Consider the following 19,415-nt stretch of genomic DNA (forward strand, 5'->3'; position numbering starts at 1 on the left):
CGTGGGTGGCGTACGTCGCTGCGGTCGCTGGCATGAGGTCAAGGAGACCGGTTCGATCCGCCGCTGTCAACTTGATGTCTATTTTGAGCGGATTTGGTAGGTGATGTTTCACTCCATCCGAGTTACCCGGGGTGCAGAAAGGTTTATTCAGCCATCATGGCGGAGAAGTGCCGCATCAGTCGCACCAGAAATCACGCCGGTAAACCTCGTTGGGATCTCGTGACCCACTTGTGATCTTGATCGCTTCGACGGTCGGGCCGAAACGTGGAGGTCGCCCCGCTCGTCTCTCTTGATGAGCGGGTGTGAGGTGATCAACGATCTATGTCAGATTTTTGGTGATTTGAACACTTTCCGCATACCCTTGGTTCCGCAGAGTGAATACCGGGGCCAATAGCAGATCCTCGCTTGACTGGCCTGGAGATACACACTTGTAATTTCACTCGTGTCGTTCGGCCGTAATCAGCAACGGCTGCATCACGGGGACGCAAGAGACAGACGAGGGGCGCACATGACCGAGCTGTTCCAGCAACTGCTGGTCGAGGACGCGGACGAGGAACTCGGCTGGCAGGAGCGCGCACTGTGCGCCCAGACCGATCCCGAGTCCTTCTTTCCCGAGAAGGGCGGATCCACCCGCGAGGCCAAGAAGGTCTGTCTCGCCTGTGAAGTGCGGTCCGAATGCCTTGAGTACGCACTCTCCAACGACGAGCGCTTCGGCATCTGGGGCGGTCTCTCGGAGCGCGAGCGGCGTCGCCTGAAGAAGGCCGCCGTCTGACGGCGCGTCGGCCATCGGCCGAGGGGTGCGGAGCGACGGCTTCCGGCCGCCGCCGGCACCCCACCGCGCACCGCGAACCGCGCGGAACCGAGCGCCGTCCCGACCGCGCGCCGGTCGCACGCCGCGCACGACCGGCGCTTCATCGCCGGTCACGCGCCGTCAGACCCGCGGCCCGCGCGCCGCAAGGCCCGCGGCCCACGCGCCGTCAGACCCGCGGCCCGCGCGCCGCGAGACCCGCAGCCCGCGCACCGCAAGGCCCGCACGTCGTCCCGGCCGGCCGCCGACGGCCACGCATCGCGAGAGGCCGCGAAAGGCGCGAGGTCGTCGGCCGCGCGGCGCGGGGCCGTGAGCCGCGCGGCACGGGCCCCCGCGAAGCCGCGAGCCGCGAGAGCCGTGAACCGCGAGAAGTCGGGAGAATCGTGAGGCCCTGCGCCGCAGGACCGGTGAGGCCCTGAGCCGTAGGACCCGCGAGGCCCCCGGCCCGCCGCCGCATCCCCGGCCCGTCGTCCGCCGCCGTCGGCGGACGACGGGCCGTCGCCGTCCCGCTCCCCGTAGGCCGACGCGGTCTCGCCTCCGTACGCCGTGGCCGTCCCGCGCCCGTACGGTCGCCGTCCCCGCGTCGTCCCGCCGGCGCCCCGCCGTGCCGCATCGCGCCGGCGCCCCGCCGCCGTGTCCGGCGTCGTGCCGTGCCGCATCGCGCCGCACCGCACCCTCCCGCGCCGTCCGGGGCCGCCCGTCGAGGCTCCCGTTCCAGCGCTCCGCGCCGCCGGGGTTTTCCGTACCGTTAGTGTGGGGGCCCGTCCGAGACGCGCCAACGCCCCGACGGAGCGCGCGCGTACACCGATGCAGCCCCCGGGGGTCACGCCCCCCGGACCCGGCCGGAGGGCCCGTACCTCGATGTCCGTGCACAGTCAAACGACGGCGCCGTACGCGGCTGCCGTCGCCCCCGAGTTCCCCCGGCATGTCGTCACCGCCGTGCTCGTCTCCCACGACGGCGCGCGCTGGCTGCCCGACGCGCTCGCCGGACTGCTCGGGCAGGAACGCCCCGTACAGAACGCCGTCGCCGCCGACACCGGCAGCGCCGACGACTCCGCGCGGCTGGTCACCGAGGCGCTCGGCGCCGATCGCGTCCTGCATCTCGCGCGGCGCACGAGCTTCGGCTCCGCCGTCGAGGAGGCGGTCCGCACGGCCGGCGTGCTCACCCCCGACGACCTGCCGTACCTGAAGCGGCCCGGCAACTGGGACCCCGTCACCAAGACCTGGCGCGACGACGTCCACGAGCTCCCCGAACTGCCGCACGGCGAACCCGTGCAGTGGCTCTGGCTGCTCCACGACGACTGCGCGCCCGCGCCCGACGCGCTCACCGAGCTGCTGCGGGTCGTCGACAACGACCCGCACGCCGCGATCGCCGGCCCCAAGCTCCGCGGCTGGTACGACCGCAAGCAGCTGCTGGAGGTCGGCGTCTCCATCGCCAACAGCGGCCGCCGCTGGACCGGGCTCGACCGGCGCGAACAGGACCAGGGCCAGCACGACCAGGTCCGTACCGTGCTCTCCGTCTCCACCGCCGGGATGCTGATCCGCCGTGACATCTGGGAGGAGCTCGGCGGGTTCGACCGCGCGCTCCCGCTGATGCGCGACGACGTCGACCTGTGCTGGCGGGCGCACGTCGCCGGACACCGGGTGCTGGTCGCCCCCGACGCCGTCCTCCGGCACGCCGAGGCGTCCGCCCGCGAGCGACGCCCCGTCGACTGCGTGGGACGCTCGTCGCGCGGGGCCTCCCCGCACCGCGTCGACAAGGCCGGCGCCGTCTACACGATGCTCGCCAACGCCCGCGCCAAGGCGCTGCCCTGGGTGCTGCTGCGGCTCGTCGTCGGCTCCCTGCTGCGTGCCGTCGCCTACCTCGTCGGCAAGGCGCCCGGCCAGGCGCTCGACGAGATCGCCGGACTCTTCGGCACCCTGCTGCGCCCCGGACGGATCCTCGCCGCCCGCCGCGCGCGCGGCGGAGGCGTCGTCGACCAGGCCGAACTGCGCAGCCTCTTCCCGCCGCCCGGCGCCACCATCCGGGCCACCGCCGAACAGGTCGCCGGGAACTTCGGCAACCGGTCCGACGCCGACACGGGCGGCTCCCGGCACGGCGCCGTGGAATCCGGCCCCGGCGGCGACGACGCCGACTTCCTGGAGATCGAGCAGTTCGCGCGGCTGAAGCGGATCGGGCGCAAGCCCGGCCCGGTGCTCTTCGCCGTCCTCCTCCTCGTCTCGCTCGTCGCCTGCCGCGGCCTGCTCGGCGGCGGCGCGCTCGCGGGCGGGGCCCTGCTGCCCGCCCCCGCCGACGTCTCCGACCTGTGGGGGCGTTACGCGGACGGCTGGCACACCATCGGCACCGGCGGCACCCAGACCGCGCCGCCCTACCTCGCCGTGCTCTCCGTCCTGTCCGCGCTGTTCCTCGGCTCGACCGGCTTCGCGCTCACCCTGCTGCTGGTCTGCTCGGTGCCGCTCGCCGGGCTCACCGCGTACTTCGCCTCCCGCCCGCTGCTCGAATCACGGCTGCTGCGGGCCTGGGCCAGCGTCGCGTACGCGTTCCTGCCCGCCGCGACCGGCGCCCTCGCGACCGGCCGCCTCGGCACCGCCGTGCTCGCGATCCTGCTGCCGCTGATCGCCCGCGCCGCGGTCTCCGCGCACGGCATGCGCGCGGACGGCGACGCCCGCGGCAGCTGGCGCGCCACCTGGACGTACACCCTGCTCCTCACCGTCACGATGGCGTTCACCCCCATCGTGTGGCCGATGGCCGTGGTCCTCGGCCTCGGGGTGCTCGCGCTGCGCCGCCGCGACATCGCCGCGTACGGCCTGCGCTTCCTCGCCGCGATCGGCACACCGCTGCTGGTCCTCGCGCCGTGGTCGCTCTCGCTCCTCACCAGCCCGTCCGGCTTCCTGAAGGAGGCGGGCCTGGACCTCGGCACGGGCACGGCCTCCGCGCTCGACCTGCTCGGCGTCAGCCCCGGCGGCCCCAAGGCGGCGGGCGGGGTGCTGCTGCTCGGCATCGTGTGCGCCGCGCTGGCCGCGCTGCTGCGCGCGGACCGGCAGTTCGCGGTGCGCGCCGCGTGGACCACGGCGCTCGTGGCGCTGTTCTTCGCCGCGCTCGCCAACGGCTCCGGCTGGGCCGGCCCGGCCACCCTCGTCTACGGCATCGCGCTGCTCGCCGCCGCGCTGGTCGGCGCGGACGGGGCCCGGGTGCGCGTCGCCGAACTCAGCTTCGGCTGGCGCCAGCCCGTCGCCGTGCTGATCGCGCTCGCCGCGGGCCTGGGCCCGGCGCTGGCCGCCATCGGCTGGATGATCGGCGGCGCCACCGGCCCGCTGGAGCGCCGCGACCCGGTGCAGGTGCCCGCGTTCGTCGCGGAGGAGAGCACCACCCGCGACCAGCCGCGCACCCTCGTCCTCGGCGGCGCCTCGCCCGCCACCGTCTCGTACACCCTGGTACGCGGCTCCGGCGCGCGGCTCGGCGACGCCGAACTGACCGAGGCGGGCGGCGGCAACAGCCACCTCGACAAGGTCGTCGCCAATCTCGTCGCGGGCTCCGGCGCCGACCAGGGCAGCCAGCTCAGCGGGTTCGCGATCCGTTACGTCCTGGTGCGCGACGGCGCGCCCAAGGAGATGAGCCGGACCCTCGACGCGACTCCGGGCCTCAGCCGGCTGAGCCAGCTGGACGGCAGCGCGCTCTGGCGGGTCGACCGGCAGGTCGCGCGCATCATGATCGTCCCGCCCGGCGCGGGCGCCGAGCCGCTGCCGGTGGGCTCCCGCCCGGTCGAGGCGCACACGAAGATCCCGGCGGGCGGCTCCGGCCGGGTGCTGCGGATCGCCGAAGCCGCCGACCCCAACTGGCGCGCCACGCTGGACGGACGCGCCCTGACCCCGAAGACCGTCGACGGCTGGGCCCAGGGCTTCGAGCTCCCCGCCGAGGGCGGCACGCTGGACCTGACCTACGACACCCCGTTCGCCCACACCGCCTGGATCTGGACCCAGGCCGCGCTGGCCGTGGTGCTGGTGATCATGGCCCTGCCGGGCCGCCGCCGGGAGATCGACGACGACCTGCCCGAGGAGGGCATGACCGCCGCCGCGGAGCCCGTCGAGGGCGAGGGCCGCCGGGCCCGCAGGCTCCGCGCCGCCGCCCAGGCGGAGGCCGCGGCGGCCCGGGACGAGGCCGAGGAGGGCGCGGACGCGAGCGGGGAGCACATCCCGGCCCGGCAGAGCGCCGAGCCGGGGGCCGCGCCCGGGCACGATCCCCAACGGTCCGACGGCCAGGACGCGTTCGACCCGCACCCGGAAGGCCCGGAGGGCTTCGCCCCGCAGCAGCCGGACGGCCAGGACGCGTTCGCGCCCCACGCGGAGGGCCAGGACGCCTTCGCGCCGGGCGCCGACGGCGCCCCGTACGCGGTGCCGCAGCAGCAGTACGGCGCCTGGGACGCGCAGCAGTACCAGGACGCGGGCCACCAGCCGTATCCGGACGCCCCGTACCAGGACGCCGGATACGGCACGCGGCAGGAGCACCAGCACCCCGCCGACGCGTACCCGCAGAACGCCTACGACCCGAACGCCTACGACCCGAACACCTACGGCCAGACCGCCTACGACCCGAATTCCTACGCCCCGAACGCCTACGACCCGTACGGCTACGCCCAGCAGCCCCAGCAGCACCAGGACGGGCAGCAGCCCCAGCAGCACCAGCAGTACGACCCGCAGGCCGCGCAGTACGACGCGCAGGCGGCCGCGTACGACCCCCAGGCCGGCTACGGCGGGCAGGGCGGGTACGAGCCGCGGAATCCCGACGAGAACCCCGTCCCGGGCCAGAACCCGTGGCCGGCCGGTAACGCATCGCGAGGCGAGTCCGAGTGAAGTCCAGCAGCCTGTCCCTGATCGCGGGCACCGTAGCCCTCGCCGCCGTCACCGGGTTCGCCGCGCTCACCGCGCCCGGTGACCCGGGCCCGGCCGAGCCGAAGGCGGCCCCCCGGCAGCCGGTCGAACGGTCCAGCCTGCTCTGCCCGTCGCCCGGCCGCTCGGACCTGGCGGAGACGACGTACACGTCCTTCACCCCGGCGGCGGACGGCGGTGGAGGCGGCGAGGCCGGCACCGCCGAGCTGATGCCGTCCACGGGCAAGGCCGCCGACGACACCGGCGCCGGTACCGCGGACGGGAAGGACGAGAACAGCAAGAAGGACGACAAGAAGGACGGCAAGGACGACAAGAAGAACGACAAGAACGCGAAGAAGGCGGACCCCTCGAAGCCCGTCGTCTCCCTGCGGGAACCCGGCAAACCGGCCACCGCCGAGGTCTCCGGGGCCGACGCCCCCGCGCTGGTCGGCACCGCCACCGGACGACTCGCGCCCGGCTGGGCCGCCCAGCAGACCACCCTGGTCGAGGCGGGCGCCCGCGGCCTGCTCGGCGTCAGCTGCTCCGCGCCCGGCACCGACTTCTGGTTCCCGGCCGCGAGCACCTCGAAGTCCCGCGAGGACTACGTCCACCTCACCAACCCCGACGACGGCGCGGTCGTCGCCGACATCGAGCTGTACGGCCCGGACGGCGTCCTCAAGTCGGACGGAGGCGAGGGCGTCACGGTGCCCGCCCGCTCGGGCGTCCGGGTCCTGATCTCGACGCTGACCAGCGAGGCGGTCGAGGACGTGACCGTCCACGTCACCACCCGCGCCGGACGCGTCGGCGCCGCCGTCCGGACCGCCGACGAGAGCACCGGCAGCGACTGGCTGGCCGCCTCCGTCTCCCCGGCCGGCACCCTGGTGCTCCCGGGCATCCCGGCGGACGCCACCTCGGTCCGGCTGGTCGCCTTCGCACCCGGCGACGGCGACGCCGATCTGAAGGTCCGGCTGCTCGGCCCGACCGGCACGTTCGCACCGGTCGGACACGAGGACCTGCATGTCAAGTCGAGGATGACCGCGAGCGTCGACCTGAAGGACATCACCAAGGGCGAGGCCGGTTCGCTGCTGCTGACCCCGGCGAAGGGCGGCAAGGGCGCCCCCGTGGTGGCCGCACTGCGCGTGGTCCGCGGCAAGGGCGACGGCCAGGAGGTCGGCTACATCCCGGCGACCGCGCCGGTGGGGGCGCAGGCGACCGTGGCCGACAACCGGGCCAAGGGCTCGACCCTCTCGCTCACCGCGCCCACCGCCACCGCCACCGTGCAGGTCATCGCCTCCGCGGGCAGCGAGGGCGGCGAACAGGTCGTCAAGACGTACACGGTCAAGGGCGGCACCACGCTCGCGGTGACCCCGCCCGTGCCCTCGGGGCTCAAGGGCGGCTACGCGCTGACGGTCCGTACGGAGTCGGGCGGGCCCGTCCACGCCGCCCGCACGCTCAGCCTCCCGCAGGACGGCGTCCAGATGTTCACCGTGCAGACGCTGTCGGATGACGGCGGAACGGTGGCGGTGCCCAGGGCGGTCCAGGACCTGTCCGTCATGGACGACTGAGACGGCCGGGGCGACCGAGGCGACCGGGGCGGCCGGGGCGTCTCGGACGTCTGAGGCGGCCGGCCCGGGTCCCGGGCCGGCCGAGGGGCGATCCGGAACGGTCCGAAACGCTCACCGGGGCAGGTCGGTTCAGGGCAGGTCAAGGCAAGGCAGAGCACGGCAGGTCAAGGCAGAGCAAGGCAAGGCGAGGCGAGGCATAGCGAGGCAGGGCGGCGCCGGAGCTCGGCGGGACCGTACGCGCTACTCCTGGCCGTACCGCGGATCCACCGACTCCGGCGCGAGCCCCAGCAGGTCCGCGACCTGTTCCACCACGACCTCGTGCACCAACAGGGCGCGCTCGTCACGGTTCTTGGCCCGGATCTCGACGGGCCGCCGGTAGATGACGATCTGGGCGGGCCGGTTCTTCTCCGCGGAGACCGCGCGCCCCAGCGGAACGGTCTCCTCCCGCGTCTCCGGCGCGTCGGCCACGGGCACGTCCAGCACCATGAAGTCGACATCGGCCAGTTGCGGCCAGCGCCGCTCCAGCCGCTCCACGGAGTCACCCACCAGATCGCGGAAGCTCTCCGCCCTGCTCACCGACAGCGGCACCTGCGGCGGGGCCACCGGCCCGCGCATGCCGCGGCCATGACGGTCCCGCCGGCGCGGGCGGGGCTCGGGCGGGTGGGGCGGCACAGGACTCTCCATCACCCGACGCAGCGTATCCCCCGGGGGCGCGGGTGGACCGCCGCTGTCTGACGGAGCGTCGGCCTGTCCAATCATGAACAATCCGGCCAAACAGCAGGCCGTTTCAAGCCCGGCTCCCGACCAGTGTTCTCCTGCTGAATGACAGCTTTTGTGCCGAGTGTCGACCGGAATCTTTGCCCCCGTGACCTGCGCGTCTCTGTTTCCTCGCAGGTCAGGAGGTTGTCCGAAAGGTGGTTGTGCCGGAGATCACAGGGCGACACGGTGGGGTGACCTGGGGGAGAGTCGTCGCAGCCCGCTCAAGAGTGCGGTACCGTCCAACATCGTGAGCCCTGTACGTCGCTGTTCGCGCACCGCGTGCGGCCGCCCTGCCGTCGCGACACTGACGTACGTCTATGCCGACTCGACTGCGGTCCTCGGCCCGCTCGCCACCTACGCCGAGCCCCACTGCTACGACCTCTGCGCCGAGCACAGTGAGCGGCTGACCGCCCCCCGGGGCTGGGAGGTCGTCCGGCTCTCCGATCCCTCCGCACCCACCCGCCCCAGCGGTGACGACCTCGAAGCGCTCGCCAACGCCGTGCGCGAAGCGGCACGGCCGCAGGAGCGCGGCGGCGACGGCAGGAACGGCGGCCCGCAGACCGCCGATCCGATGGAGGTTGCCCGCCGCGGCCATCTGAGGGTCCTCCGCTCACCGGACTCCTGACCCGGCCTCAGCACCACGCGGCCCCGGCCCTCCCCGGCCCCACGACACCCCCTTTTCCCGCCAAACGGGGACACCGCTTGCGCCGTACGGAGTCACCGCCGGAGGGCGGACGGCCCCGGGCCCCGCGTCCGCCGGGACCACCCGCCGGGTAGTTTGGGCGGTCCGCGGAGAATTCAGGAGGACCGGCCCGTGGCTGCTGATCTGTCGCAGATCGTGAAGGCGTACGACGTGCGCGGAGTGGTGCCCGACCAGTGGGACGCATCGCTGGCCGAACACTTCGGGGCGGCGTTCGTCGAGGTCACCGGCGCGGAGGCGATCGTGATCGGCCACGACATGCGGCCCTCGTCGCCCGGCCTCTCCGCGGCCTTCGCCCGGGGCGCGACCGCACGCGGCGCGGACGTCACGCTGATCGGCCTCTGCTCGACCGACCAGCTCTACTTCGCCTCCGGCAGCCTCGGCCTGCCCGGTGCGATGTTCACCGCCTCGCACAACCCGGCCCGGTACAACGGCATCAAGCTCTGCCGGGCCGGCGCCGCGCCCGTGGGCCAGGACACCGGCCTCGCCGAGATCCGCGCCCTGGCCGAGCGCTGGTCCGAGACCGGCGCGCCGGAGCCGGTCGCCGCCCCCGGCGCCGTCACCGAACGCGAGACGCTCACCGACTACGCAGACCATCTGCTGTCCCTGGTCGACCTCGCTTCGATGCGCCCGCTGAAGGTCGTCGTCGACGCGGGCAACGGCATGGGCGGCCACACCGTCCCCACCGTCTTCGGACGCCTTCCCGTCGACCTCGTGCCGATGTACTTCGAGCTCGACGGCACGTTCCCCAACCACGAGGCCAACCCGCTCGACCCGAAGAACCTCGTCGATCTCCAGGCCCGCGTCGTGGCCGAGGGCGCCGACCTGGGCCTCGCCTTCGACGGCGACGCCGACCGCTGCTTCGTCGTCGACGAGCGCGGCGCCGGCGTCTCCCCGTCCGCCATCACCGCCCTGGTCGCGGCCCGGGAGCTCGACCGCAACGGCGGCGAGGGCGCCGTCATCCACAACCTGATCACCTCCCTCTCCGTCCCCGAGGTGATCCGCGAACACGGCGGGACCCCCGTCCGCACCCGCGTCGGCCACTCCTTCATCAAGGCGGAGATGGCCGCGCACGGCGCGATCTTCGGCGGCGAGCACTCCGCGCACTACTACTTCCGCGACTTCTGGAACGCCGACACCGGCATGCTCGCCGCGCTGCACGTCCTGGCCGCGCTGGGAAGCCGGCCGGGGCCGCTGTCGGAACTGGTCGCCCAGTACGACCGCTACACCGGCTCCGGCGAGATCAACTCCACGGTGGCCGACCAGCCGGGCCGCACCGCCGCGGTACGCGCGTCCTTCGCGCACCGGGACGGGGTCACCACCGACGAGCTGGACGGCCTGACGGTCACCGGCCCGGACTGGTGGTTCAACCTGCGCGCCTCCAACACCGAACCGCTGCTGCGCCTGAACGTCGAGGCGCGTGACGAGCGGACCATGGCCCAGGTGCGGGACGAGGTGCTGGCCATCGTCCGGGACGCCGCCCCCGCCGGCGCCTGAGACACCGCCGTACGGCGCGCCGCCCGACGGGCCGTACGGCGCGCGGCCCCGGGCGGGAAGCCCCTCGTGGCCCGGACCGCGTGCCGCGCACCCCGGCGGTAGGCTGACGTCGCCTGACCCGCGTGCGGGCGGACCGTCTGTCCGAATGCCCGAAGACGCCCGACGCCCGAAGATGCCTGAAGGGACCCCGCCCATGCCGCTCGAAGCCGGCCTTCTGGAGATCCTCGCCTGCCCGGCCTGTCACTCCCCGCTCGACGACCGGACGGCCGCCGACACGCCCGAGCTGGTGTGCACCGGTGAGAGCTGCGGCCTGGCCTACCCGGTGCGGGACGGCATCCCCGTCCTCCTCGTCGACGAGGCCCGCCGCCCCGAGTGACCCGGGCGCCCGTGCCCGAGGCCGCGTAACGGCATCCGTGCCCGAGACCGCACGGTGACACGCTGATCAGCAGGTGATCGGAGGACCGTCCCCATGCTCGACGAGTCGCTGCTCGACGCCCCGGACGCCCTGGCCCGGGCCGACCGCCGCGGCCTGCTCCGCGGCGCCGCCGAGGCCGGGGCCCGGGTCCGCACCGCCGCCCGGCACGCGGCCGAGGCCGGGATCGCCGGACTGAACCCGGAGGGCCGCCCCCGCTCCGTGCTCGTCGCGGGCGCCGGCACCGCCGCCGCGGGCGTCTCCGACCTGATCGCCGCCCTGGCGGGCGCCTCCGCGCCCGTCACCCGCGTCCACCCCACCGGGGTCGCCGCCGCCGCGGGCGCCCTGCGCTGGACGCTGCCCGGCTGGGCCGGCTCCGTCGACCTGCTGCTGGTCGTCACCGCCGACGGTACCGAGCCGGGCCTCTCGCTCCTCGTCGAGCAGGCGTACCGGCGCGGGTGCAGCGTCGTCGCCGTCGCCCCCCGGCAGTCGCCGCTGGGCGCGGCGGTCGACCGCGCGCACGGCCTCGTCGTACCGATGGCCACCGCCCCGTACGGCGAGTACGACGCGGAGACGTCGGCGGCCGGGCCCGGCACCCTCTGGGCCCTGTTCACCCCGCTGCTCGCGCTGCTCGACCGGGTCGGCCTGGTCACCGCGCCCCCGGAGGACCTGCAGGGCGTCGCCGACCGCCTCGACCGCACCGCGGAACGCTGCGGTCCGGCCATCGCCACCTACGGCAACCCGGCGAAGACCCTCGCCGCCGAACTGGCCGGCAGCCTCCCGCTCGTCTGGACCGAGGGCGAGACGGCGGGCCCGGTCGGCCGCCGGTTCGCCGCGGTCCTCGCCGAACTGTCCGGCCGCCCCGCCCTGGCCGCCGAACTCCCCGAGGCCCTCCCCGCCCACGGCGCGCTGCTGGCCGGGGCCTTCGCCGCCGGGGCCGACCCCGACGACTTCTTCCGCGACCGGGTCGAGGAGCCGGAGCCCCTGCACACCCGCGTCGTCCTGCTCCGCGACCGGCCCGCCGACGGCCTCAGCGCCGCCCCCGCCGCCCGCGAACTGGCCCTGGGCCACGACACGGCGATCAGCGAACTCGAACCGGAGGAGGGCACCGGGCTCGAAGCCCTCGCCGAACTCCTCGCGGTCACCGACTTCGCCGCCGTCTACCTGGCGCTGGCGTCGTCCGCCCGAGCCTGACCACCCCCCGGACGGCATCCGGCCACCGCCCGGCCACCACGACGACACCACGCGAGCCGCACCGCGCACCACACTGCCCCGGACACCCCGATCCACGCATCTCACGAGGACGAACCATGGACCGGCTCTCCAACACCGTCTGCCCGTACGCCTGGGGCTCCACGACCGCCATCCCGGAGCTGCTCGGCGTCGCTCCCACCGGCGAACCGCAGGCCGAGATGTGGATGGGCGCCCACCCCGGCGCCCCCTCCCGTCTGACCCGTGCCACCGCGACCGGCGAGCCCGGCCCCGAGCGGACCCTCACCGAGGTCATCGCCGCCGACCCGGAACGCGAACTGGGCCGGGCCACCGTCGAGAAGTTCGGCCCCCGCCTGCCGTTCCTCCTCAAGCTCCTGGCCGCGGGCGCCCCGCTCTCCCTCCAGGTCCACCCCGACCTCGCGCAGGCCCGGCGCGGCTACGAGGACGAGGAGCGCAGGGGCGTCCCGATCGACGCCCCCCACCGCACCTACAAGGACGCCAACCACAAGCCCGAACTGATCTGCGCGCTCACCCCCTTCGCCGGACTATGCGGCTTCCGCAGGCCCGCCGAGGCCGCCGCCGCGATGGCCGCCCTCGACGTCGACTCGCTCAAGCCGTACGTCGACCTCCTGGGCGCCCACCCCGAGGAGGCGGCCCTCCGCGAGGTCCTCACCGCGATCCTCGGCGCCGACCCGGCGAGGACCGCCGCGACCGTGCACCAGGCGGCCGCCGCCGCCGAACGCCTCGGCGGCGCCCACGCCCCGTACGCCCGGATCGCCCACCACTTCCCCGGCGACCCCGGCGTGCTCGCCGCGATGCTGCTCAACTACGTGGAACTCCAGCCCGGCGAGGCCCTGTTCCTCGGCGCCGGCGTCCCGCACGCCTACCTCGACGGCCTCGGCGTGGAGATCATGGCGAACTCCGACAACGTGCTGCGCTGCGGACTCACGCCCAAGCACGTCGACGTGGCCCAGCTCCTGGGCGTCGTCCGCTTCGAGGCGGCCGAACCCGGCATCCTGCGCCCCGAGGCGTCCCCGACCGGCGAGGAGCTGTACGAGACGCCCGTGGACGAGTTCCGGCTCTCCCGCTTCGTCCTGTCGCCCGGCGCCGACCCCGTCGACCTGACCAGGGACGCCCCGCAGATCCTGCTGTGCACCGAGGGCGCGCCCCGGGCGGGCGACCTCGGTCTCACGCCCGGCGCCTCGGTCTTCGTGCCCGCCGGGGAGAGGACCGAGGCGTCCGGTGCGGGAACCCTGTTCCGGGCCACCGTGGTGGCCTGACGAACCGCCCCCGCCCACGGCTGCGAGAATGTCCCGCCGTACCGCGGCACCGGAGCGGCGGCACCGAAGAACCGGAGAAGGGACACAGGCACCCATGAGTGCGTCAGGCGGAACCAAGGCGATCGTGGCGGCGCTCGGCGCCAACCTCGCGATCGCCGTGGCCAAGTTCGTCGCGTTCCTGTTCAGCGGCTCGTCGTCGATGCTCGCGGAGAGCGTCCACTCGGTCGCGGACTCGGGGAACCAGGGACTGCTGCTGCTCGGCGGCAAGAAGGCCCAGCGCGAGGCCACCCCCCAGCACCCCTTCGGCTACGGCCGTGAGCGCTACATCTACGCCTTCCTCGTCTCCATCGTGCTCTTCTCCGTCGGCGGCATGTTCGCGGTGTACGAGGGCTACGAGAAGATCCAGCACCCGCACCCCGTCGAGTCCTGGTACTGGCCGGTGGGCGTGCTGGTCTTCGCGGTCGTCGCCGAGGGCCTGTCCTTCCGCACGGCCGTCAAGGAGTCCAACGAGACCCGCGGCTCGCTCTCCTGGAGGGAGTTCATCCGCCGGGCGAAGGCCCCCGAGCTCCCCGTGGTGCTGCTGGAGGACTTCGGCGCGCTGATCGGTCTGGTGCTCGCCCTGGCCGGTGTCGGTCTGGCCCTCGCGACCGGCGACGGCGTCTGGGACGGCATCGGCACCCTCTGCATCGGCGTCCTGCTGATCGGCATCGCGATCGTGCTCGCCGCCGAGACGAAGTCTCTGCTGCTGGGCGAGGCCGCCGGAGCCGACCAGGTCGAGAAGATCAGGGCGGCGGCCGTCGACGGCGACACGGTCACCCGCGTCATCCACATGCGCACGCTCCACCTCGGCCCGGAGGAACTGCTGGTCGCCGCCAAGGTCGCGGTGCAGCACGACGACACCGCGACCGAGGTCGCCCGCGCCATCGACGCCGCCGAGGCCCGGATCCGCGAGGCCGTCCCGATCGCCCGCGTCATCTACCTGGAACCGGACATCTACAGCGAGGCGGCCGCCGCGGCCGGCATCAACCCGGCCAAGGCCCCGGGCGGAGCGCCGGCCCACGGCCCCGGCGCCGCCCCGGACGCCCCCGGCACCCCGGACGCCCCCGGTGCTCCTGGCGCCTCCGGCGCCTCTGGTGCCTCGAAGGACTCCGGGCACTGATCCGCTCCGGGGCCGCCGGTCACCGCCCGCCCGGCCCCGGCGAATCCCGGCCATGCCCGGCCACGCCCGGCCACGTTCGCCCGGGGACGGCCGCCCGTCGGCCCCGGGCGGGCTGGGAGAGCCCGGGGCGATCGGTGTAGATTCGACGGCAGTGTCAGACGTCGCTGCTGATGGCGGTCGATCGGTCCGCACGCACGTGGACCGGCCGAGGGAGAGAGGGCCTCCGACGGACTGCGCTGCGAGCGCCCGGGCATTCGTATGCCCACAGCCGCAGAGCCAGCCGCCCACCTCGACACCCATCACGAGGAGCAGCCCGTTATGACGACGGTCGCCAACCAGCAGGACTTCAAGGTCGCCGACCTCTCCCTCGCGGCGTTCGGCCGCAAGGAGATCACCCTCGCCGAGCACGAGATGCCCGGCCTGATGTCGATCCGCAAGGAGTACGCCGCCGCCCAGCCGCTGGCCGGCGCCCGCATCACCGGCTCGCTGCACATGACCGTGCAGACCGCCGTGCTGATCGAGACCCTGGTCGCCCTCGGCGCCGAGGTCCGCTGGGCCTCCTGCAACATCTTCTCCACCCAGGACCACGCCGCCGCCGCGATCGCCGTCGGCCCGAACGGCACCCCGGACAACCCCCAGGGCGTCCCGGTCTTCGCCTGGAAGGGCGAGACGCTGGAGGAGTACTGGTGGTGCACGGAGCAGGCCCTGACCTGGCCGAACACCCCCACCGGCGGCCCGAACATGATCCTCGACGACGGTGGTGACGCCACCCTCCTCGTCCACAAGGGCGTCGAGTTCGAGAAGGCCGGCGCCGTCCCGGACCCGTCGACCGCGGACAGCGAGGAGTACGGCTACATCCTCGCCCTGCTGACCCGCACCCTCGGCGAGTCCCCGCAGAAGTGGACCCAGCTGGCGTCCGAGATCCGCGGCGTCACCGAGGAGACCACGACCGGTGTGCACCGGCTCTACGAGATGCACCGCGACGGCACCCTCCTCTTCCCGGCGATCAACGTCAACGACGCCGTCACCAAGTCCAAGTTCGACAACAAGTACGGCTGCCGCCACTCCCTGGTCGACGGCATCAACCGCGCCACGGACGTCCTCATCGGCGGCAAGACCGCGGTCGTCTGCGGCTACGGCGACGTCGGCAAGGGCTGCGCGGAGTCGCTGCGCGGCCAGGGCGCCCGCGTGATCGTCACCGAGGTCGACCCGATCTGCGCGCTGCAGGCGGCGATGGACGGCTACCAGGTCACCACGCTCGACGAGGTCGTCGACAAGGCCGACATCTTCGTCACCACCACGGGCAACAAGGACATCATCATGGCCTCCGACATGGCCAAGATGAAGCACCAGGCCATCGTCGGGAACATCGGCCACTTCGACAACGAGATCGACATGGCCGGCCTCGCGAAGATCCCGGGCGTCGTCAAGGACGAGGTCAAGCCGCAGGTCCACACCTGGACGTTCCCCGACGGCAAGGTCCTCATCGTGCTGTCCGAGGGCCGTCTGCTCAACCTGGGCAACGCCACCGGCCACCCGTCGTTCGTGATGTCCAACTCGTTCGCGGACCAGACCCTGGCCCAGATCGAGCTGTTCACCAAGCCCGAGGAGTACCCGACCGACGTCTACGTGCTGCCCAAGCACCTGGACGAGAAGGTCGCCCGTCTCCACCTCGACGCGCTCGGCGTCAAGCTGACGACGCTCCGCCCCGAGCAGGCCGCCTACATCGGCGTCCAGGTCGAGGGCCCGTACAAGCCCGACCACTACCGCTACTGATCCGACCGATCCGGCCCGTCGGCGACCGCGCGTCCCACCACCGATGACTCGCGACACCATGGGCAACCGCACCATGACGGTTCGCGAGACCACCGGCCGGTGACGACCGGCCGCCGACGGACGGAACAGCCACAGCGGCAGTGACGAGCGCAGGCCCCCGCACCCCCGTGGCGGGGGCCTCGCGCCGTACCGCGGCCGCTCAGCCCGAGGAACCCCGAAGGACCCCATGCCCCGCGGTCGGTATTCGCTCCATGATCCTCACGATCACACCTTCCTCGGCGAAGAAAACTTCCAGTGCGCCCCCGGCCCCTCCGGCTGGCGCTACCTCTCCCGTACCACCGCCCCCTCCGGCGACCACCTCGGCTCCGTCGACCTCACCCTGGACGACCTCGGCCGCCCGATCCGTCTCGAACTCCACGCCGCGAGCTGGCGGGTCCGAGGCGCCGCCCTGGACGGCGTCACCTGGGTCCGTACCGACCCGACCGGCGTTCATGCCACCGAAGGCAATGTGGGCGCCCACGCCTTCACCGGCACGTCCCCGGCCTTCCTCGTCGCCACCTCACGGCTGCTGCGTCTCACCCCCGATTCCCCCGCGGCCCGCGTCCGCCTGGTCGCGTTCACGGACCCGGTCCTCGCCCCCCGTACCGTCGACCAGTCCTGGGCCCTGGTGAACAGTGAAGCGCACGCCACTGACAACGGCCCCCTGATCGTGGACGAATACCAGGTCAGCGCCCTGGACACGGGCGAGCGGCACACCGTTCACATCGCCGGTGACGTGGTCCTCGGGGCCCCCGGCATCGAGCTCGAAGACCTGGACTCCCCGCCCTCGCCCCGGCCCTCACCACGTCAGGACTGACCGACCGAGGAGGGCGACGCACGAAGGAACGGCGCACGCGAGGGAGCGACGCGCACGAGGCGAGCGACGCGCACGAGAGGGTTTTACGCGGGCGGCGCGAACCCCGTCGCGGCGCGCGTCGCGACGACCCCTTCCGTCCCCGGGGCCTGGGAAGCGCCCGCCCCCGCCGCGGGCGGCACCGCCCCAGCCCTCACCGGCGGAGCGGTCCCGTCCTTCGGCCCCGCAGCCGCCGCCTCTTCCACAGGCGCCGGCTGCCCCCCTGCAACGGCCGGCTGATCCCCGGCAGCGATCGGCCGCCCCGCCTTGCCGACCGGCTGCCCCGACCGACCGGCCGCCCCGGACACGGCCGCGCCCTGCGCGGCGACGGCCACCCGGCGCGCGTCCCGTGCCTGCCGTTCGTTCACCACCGCCGACAGATACGCCCCGGCGGGCACCCCCGGGGGCACCGGAACCCCGGTCCGCGCCACCAGCTCCCCGGCGAGCCGCTCCGCCATCGCCCAGCCGACCTGCGGGTCGAGCTGGTGCATCCGCGTCAGGTACTGCCGTATCGCCAGCCACAGCCCGTCCGGCACCGCCGACAGATCCAGTCCCGCGAACCGCCCGACCAACCACGGCGGGGGAGGGGGCACCGCGGCCGAATGACCCGCCGGAACCCGTTCCCGTACCACCAGCGTCCCCGCGAACACGTCGCCCAGACGCCGCCCCCGTTCCGAGACCAGGGAGGCGACGCAGGCCACGACCCCGAGCGTCAGCAGGAGCTCGACGAAGCCCATGGCCCCGCGCATCAGCGCGTGCCGGAACCGAATCGGTCCTCCGTCGTCCCGCACCACCCGCAGCCCGCACGCCAGCTTCCCCAGCGACCTGCCGCGGCTCAGCGTCTCCACCGCGATCGGCCCGCCGACCAGCACCAACAGGAAGGACGCGACGGAGATCGCCGCGAGCGCCGCCTCGTCCAGCGTCGCCGCCGAGACGGCCAGCACGATCGACACCAGCACGAACGCCGCGCCCACCACGAACACATCGATGGCGAACGCCAGCGCCCGGCTCGGCAGCTTCGCCGGCCGCAGCCCCAGCACAACCGCGTCCCCGGTCACCAGCTCATTCATCGGCCCGCCCCATCCCTCGCCGGTACGCCCTGCGCCTCGGGCCCTCAGTCTGCCAAGCTGGCCCGCGACGCGCCGCCGCGGTACGCACTCATACGTCCCCTTGCCTGGAGCAGCAGCCGACCATGGACCTCGATGTCTTCGTCAACGCCCACCGAGCCGAGTGGGACCGCCTGGACCGTCTGCTGCGTCGCGGACGCCGGCTCACCGGCGAGGAAGCCGACGAACTCGTCGAGCTCTACCAGCGCACGGCCACCCATCTCTCCCTCATCCAGTCCAGCGCCCCGGACGCCGCGCTCGTCGCGCGCCTCACCCAGCTCGTGGCCCGCGCCCGGTCCACGGTGACGGGCACCCGCCGGGCCTCGTGGCGCGACGTCACGCGCTTCCTGACCGCGGGCTTCCCCGCCGCGGTCTACCGGTCCAGGCACTGGTGGATACCGACGGCCGTCCTGTCGACCCTGCTGGCCGCGGCCATCGGCTGGTGGATCGGCGGCCACCCGGAAGTCCAGTCCGCCATCGCCGCCCCCGACGAGCTCCGCCGCCTGACCAGCCCCGGCGGGGAGTACGAGACCTACTACTCCAGCCATCCCGCCACGTCCTTCGCGGCCCAGGTGTGGACGAACAACGCCAGGGCCGCGGCCATGTGCCTGGTTCTGGGCGCGTTCCTCGGCATCCCGGTGATCTGGGTGCTCTTCGTCAACGTGCTCAACCTCGGGGTCGGCATCGGGCTGATGTCGTCGGCCGGCCGCCTCGACACCTTCCTGGGGCTGATCCTCCCGCACGGGCTGCTGGAACTCACCGCCGTCTTCGTCGCGGCGGGCACGGGGCTCCGACTCGGCTGGACGGTCATCGACCCGGGCCCGTACAGCCGCCGCGCGGCCTTGGCCCGGCGCGGCCGAGCCGCGGTCGGCATGGCCGTCGGCCTCGCCCTGGTCCTGTTCGTCTCGGGCGTGATCGAAGGCTTCGTCACCCCGTCCGGCCTGCCCACCTGGGCCCGCATCGCGATCGGGATCGCGGCCGAGACGGCCTTCCTCGCCTACGTCTACGTCCTGGGCGGCCGAGCGGCCCGCGCGGGAGAACGCGGAGACCTCGACGCGACGGAGCGCAGCGCCGAGCTGCCGGTAGCCGTCTGATGTGCGTACGGCCCCGCTGACCTGCTAGTCTGCACATCTCCCCAGAGGGTTGTTGACACGACCCAACCAGGGAGGTAGATTCTAACGGTTGCCACGGACTGGACAGGTCTGGGCCTGGCGGTTAGTGTCGACGCCGCATCGCTGCGGGAAGCCAAATTTCCGCAGGATCTTTGATTCTCTTATTCAGACCGAGCAGTCGTCCGGAACGGCCGAGTGCTTCTGATAAAGTCGGATCGCGCCGAAAGGCAAAGGCCCTCCAGCGGCCGCCGGAATTCAGAAATTCGGACCT

At 73.6% G+C, this 19,415-nt stretch carries 14 protein-coding genes; 12 read left to right on the top strand and 2 right to left on the bottom strand.

Annotation, left to right across the window (positions count from 1 at the left end):
• Positions 1-508 precede the first annotated feature (508 nt).
• The 3 genes from WA762_RS24670 (at position 509) to WA762_RS24680 (ending at position 7,239) form a co-directional block, all read left to right on the top strand.
• Positions 509-772 (top strand): WhiB family transcriptional regulator, encoded by a 264-nt coding sequence (locus tag WA762_RS24670; protein WP_030927001.1) that lies wholly within the window; start codon positions 509-511, stop codon positions 770-772.
• Positions 773-1,669: 897 nt separating this feature from the next.
• On the top strand, positions 1,670-5,659 hold the full coding sequence (locus WA762_RS24675; RefSeq protein WP_335938455.1) for a glycosyltransferase: 3,990 nt from the start codon (positions 1,670-1,672) through the stop codon (positions 5,657-5,659).
• Positions 5,656-7,239, top strand: a complete 1,584-nt coding sequence (locus tag WA762_RS24680) for a DUF5719 family protein (protein ID WP_335938456.1) — start codon at positions 5,656-5,658, stop codon at positions 7,237-7,239. The genes WA762_RS24675 and WA762_RS24680 overlap by 4 nt, the downstream gene beginning before the upstream one ends.
• A 240-nt stretch (positions 7,240-7,479) precedes the next feature.
• Here the strand turns inward: WA762_RS24680 and WA762_RS24685 are convergent, their stop codons facing one another.
• Positions 7,480-7,923: a metallopeptidase family protein gene (locus WA762_RS24685; protein WP_335938480.1), complete on the bottom strand. Its 444-nt coding sequence runs from the start codon at positions 7,921-7,923 to the stop codon at positions 7,480-7,482.
• A 322-nt stretch (positions 7,924-8,245) separates the two neighbouring features.
• On the opposite strand from WA762_RS24685, the gene WA762_RS24690 reads away from it, so the two are divergent.
• The 8 genes from WA762_RS24690 to WA762_RS24725 all read left to right on the top strand — a co-directional run bounded on the left by WA762_RS24690 (position 8,246) and on the right by WA762_RS24725 (position 16,890).
• Complete coding sequence (locus WA762_RS24690) at positions 8,246-8,623, top strand: DUF3499 domain-containing protein (protein ID WP_335938457.1); 378 nt, start codon at positions 8,246-8,248, stop codon at positions 8,621-8,623.
• A gap of 189 nt (positions 8,624-8,812) precedes the next feature.
• Positions 8,813-10,195 (top strand): phosphomannomutase/phosphoglucomutase, encoded by a 1,383-nt coding sequence (locus WA762_RS24695; protein WP_335938458.1) that lies wholly within the window; start codon positions 8,813-8,815, stop codon positions 10,193-10,195.
• A 193-nt stretch (positions 10,196-10,388) separates the two neighbouring features.
• Positions 10,389-10,571, top strand: coding sequence for a Trm112 family protein (locus WA762_RS24700; protein WP_335938459.1), 183 nt, complete (start codon positions 10,389-10,391; stop codon positions 10,569-10,571).
• A gap of 93 nt (positions 10,572-10,664) precedes the next feature.
• The gene (locus WA762_RS24705) at positions 10,665-11,801 is read left to right on the top strand and encodes an SIS domain-containing protein (RefSeq protein ID WP_335938460.1); all 1,137 of its coding nucleotides are present in this window, start codon (positions 10,665-10,667) and stop codon (positions 11,799-11,801) included.
• Positions 11,802-11,917: 116 nt separating this feature from the next.
• Complete coding sequence (gene manA / locus WA762_RS24710) at positions 11,918-13,099, top strand: mannose-6-phosphate isomerase, class I (protein ID WP_335938461.1); 1,182 nt, start codon at positions 11,918-11,920, stop codon at positions 13,097-13,099.
• A gap of 94 nt (positions 13,100-13,193) precedes the next feature.
• Entirely contained in the window at positions 13,194-14,258 is a 1,065-nt protein-coding gene (locus tag WA762_RS24715) for a cation diffusion facilitator family transporter (protein WP_335938462.1), read from the top strand.
• A gap of 318 nt (positions 14,259-14,576) precedes the next feature.
• A complete protein-coding gene (gene ahcY / locus WA762_RS24720; protein WP_335938463.1) occupies positions 14,577-16,034 on the top strand; it encodes an adenosylhomocysteinase in 1,458 nt (485 codons plus the stop codon).
• A gap of 226 nt (positions 16,035-16,260) precedes the next feature.
• Positions 16,261-16,890, top strand: a complete 630-nt coding sequence (locus tag WA762_RS24725) for a hypothetical protein (protein ID WP_335938464.1) — start codon at positions 16,261-16,263, stop codon at positions 16,888-16,890.
• An 83-nt stretch (positions 16,891-16,973) separates the two neighbouring features.
• Here the strand turns inward: WA762_RS24725 and WA762_RS24730 are convergent, their stop codons facing one another.
• Positions 16,974-17,996, bottom strand: a complete 1,023-nt coding sequence (locus tag WA762_RS24730; protein WP_335938465.1) for an RDD family protein — start codon at positions 17,994-17,996, stop codon at positions 16,974-16,976.
• Between the two features lie 122 nt (positions 17,997-18,118).
• Here WA762_RS24730 and WA762_RS24735 point away from each other — a divergent pair, with 122 nt between their 5' ends.
• Entirely contained in the window at positions 18,119-19,126 is a 1,008-nt protein-coding gene (locus WA762_RS24735) for a stage II sporulation protein M (RefSeq protein ID WP_335938466.1), read from the top strand.
• Positions 19,127-19,415 lie beyond the last annotated feature (289 nt).

The sequence above is a fragment of the Streptomyces tyrfis genome (genome assembly GCF_037034285.1).
Taxonomy (GTDB): Bacteria; Actinomycetota; Actinomycetes; order Streptomycetales; family Streptomycetaceae; genus Streptomyces.

What these genes read in the sequence shown, in the direction of transcription:
- WA762_RS24670 (WP_030927001.1), top strand. Translation starts at nt 509, where the DNA reads ATGACCGAGCTGTTCCAGCAACTGCTGGTCGAGGACGCGGACGAGGAA.
- WA762_RS24675 (WP_335938455.1), top strand. Translation starts at nt 1,670, where the DNA reads ATGTCCGTGCACAGTCAAACGACGGCGCCGTACGCGGCTGCCGTCGCC.
- WA762_RS24685 (WP_335938480.1), bottom strand. Translation starts at nt 7,923, where the DNA reads ATGGAGAGTCCTGTGCCGCCCCACCCGCCCGAGCCCCGCCCGCGCCGG.
- WA762_RS24700 (WP_335938459.1), top strand. Translation starts at nt 10,389, where the DNA reads ATGCCGCTCGAAGCCGGCCTTCTGGAGATCCTCGCCTGCCCGGCCTGT.
- WA762_RS24705 (WP_335938460.1), top strand. Translation starts at nt 10,665, where the DNA reads ATGCTCGACGAGTCGCTGCTCGACGCCCCGGACGCCCTGGCCCGGGCC.
- manA (WP_335938461.1), top strand. Translation starts at nt 11,918, where the DNA reads ATGGACCGGCTCTCCAACACCGTCTGCCCGTACGCCTGGGGCTCCACG.
- WA762_RS24715 (WP_335938462.1), top strand. Translation starts at nt 13,194, where the DNA reads ATGAGTGCGTCAGGCGGAACCAAGGCGATCGTGGCGGCGCTCGGCGCC.
- ahcY (WP_335938463.1), top strand. Translation starts at nt 14,577, where the DNA reads ATGACGACGGTCGCCAACCAGCAGGACTTCAAGGTCGCCGACCTCTCC.
- WA762_RS24725 (WP_335938464.1), top strand. Translation starts at nt 16,261, where the DNA reads ATGCCCCGCGGTCGGTATTCGCTCCATGATCCTCACGATCACACCTTC.
- WA762_RS24730 (WP_335938465.1), bottom strand. Translation starts at nt 17,996, where the DNA reads ATGAATGAGCTGGTGACCGGGGACGCGGTTGTGCTGGGGCTGCGGCCG.
- WA762_RS24735 (WP_335938466.1), top strand. Translation starts at nt 18,119, where the DNA reads ATGGACCTCGATGTCTTCGTCAACGCCCACCGAGCCGAGTGGGACCGC.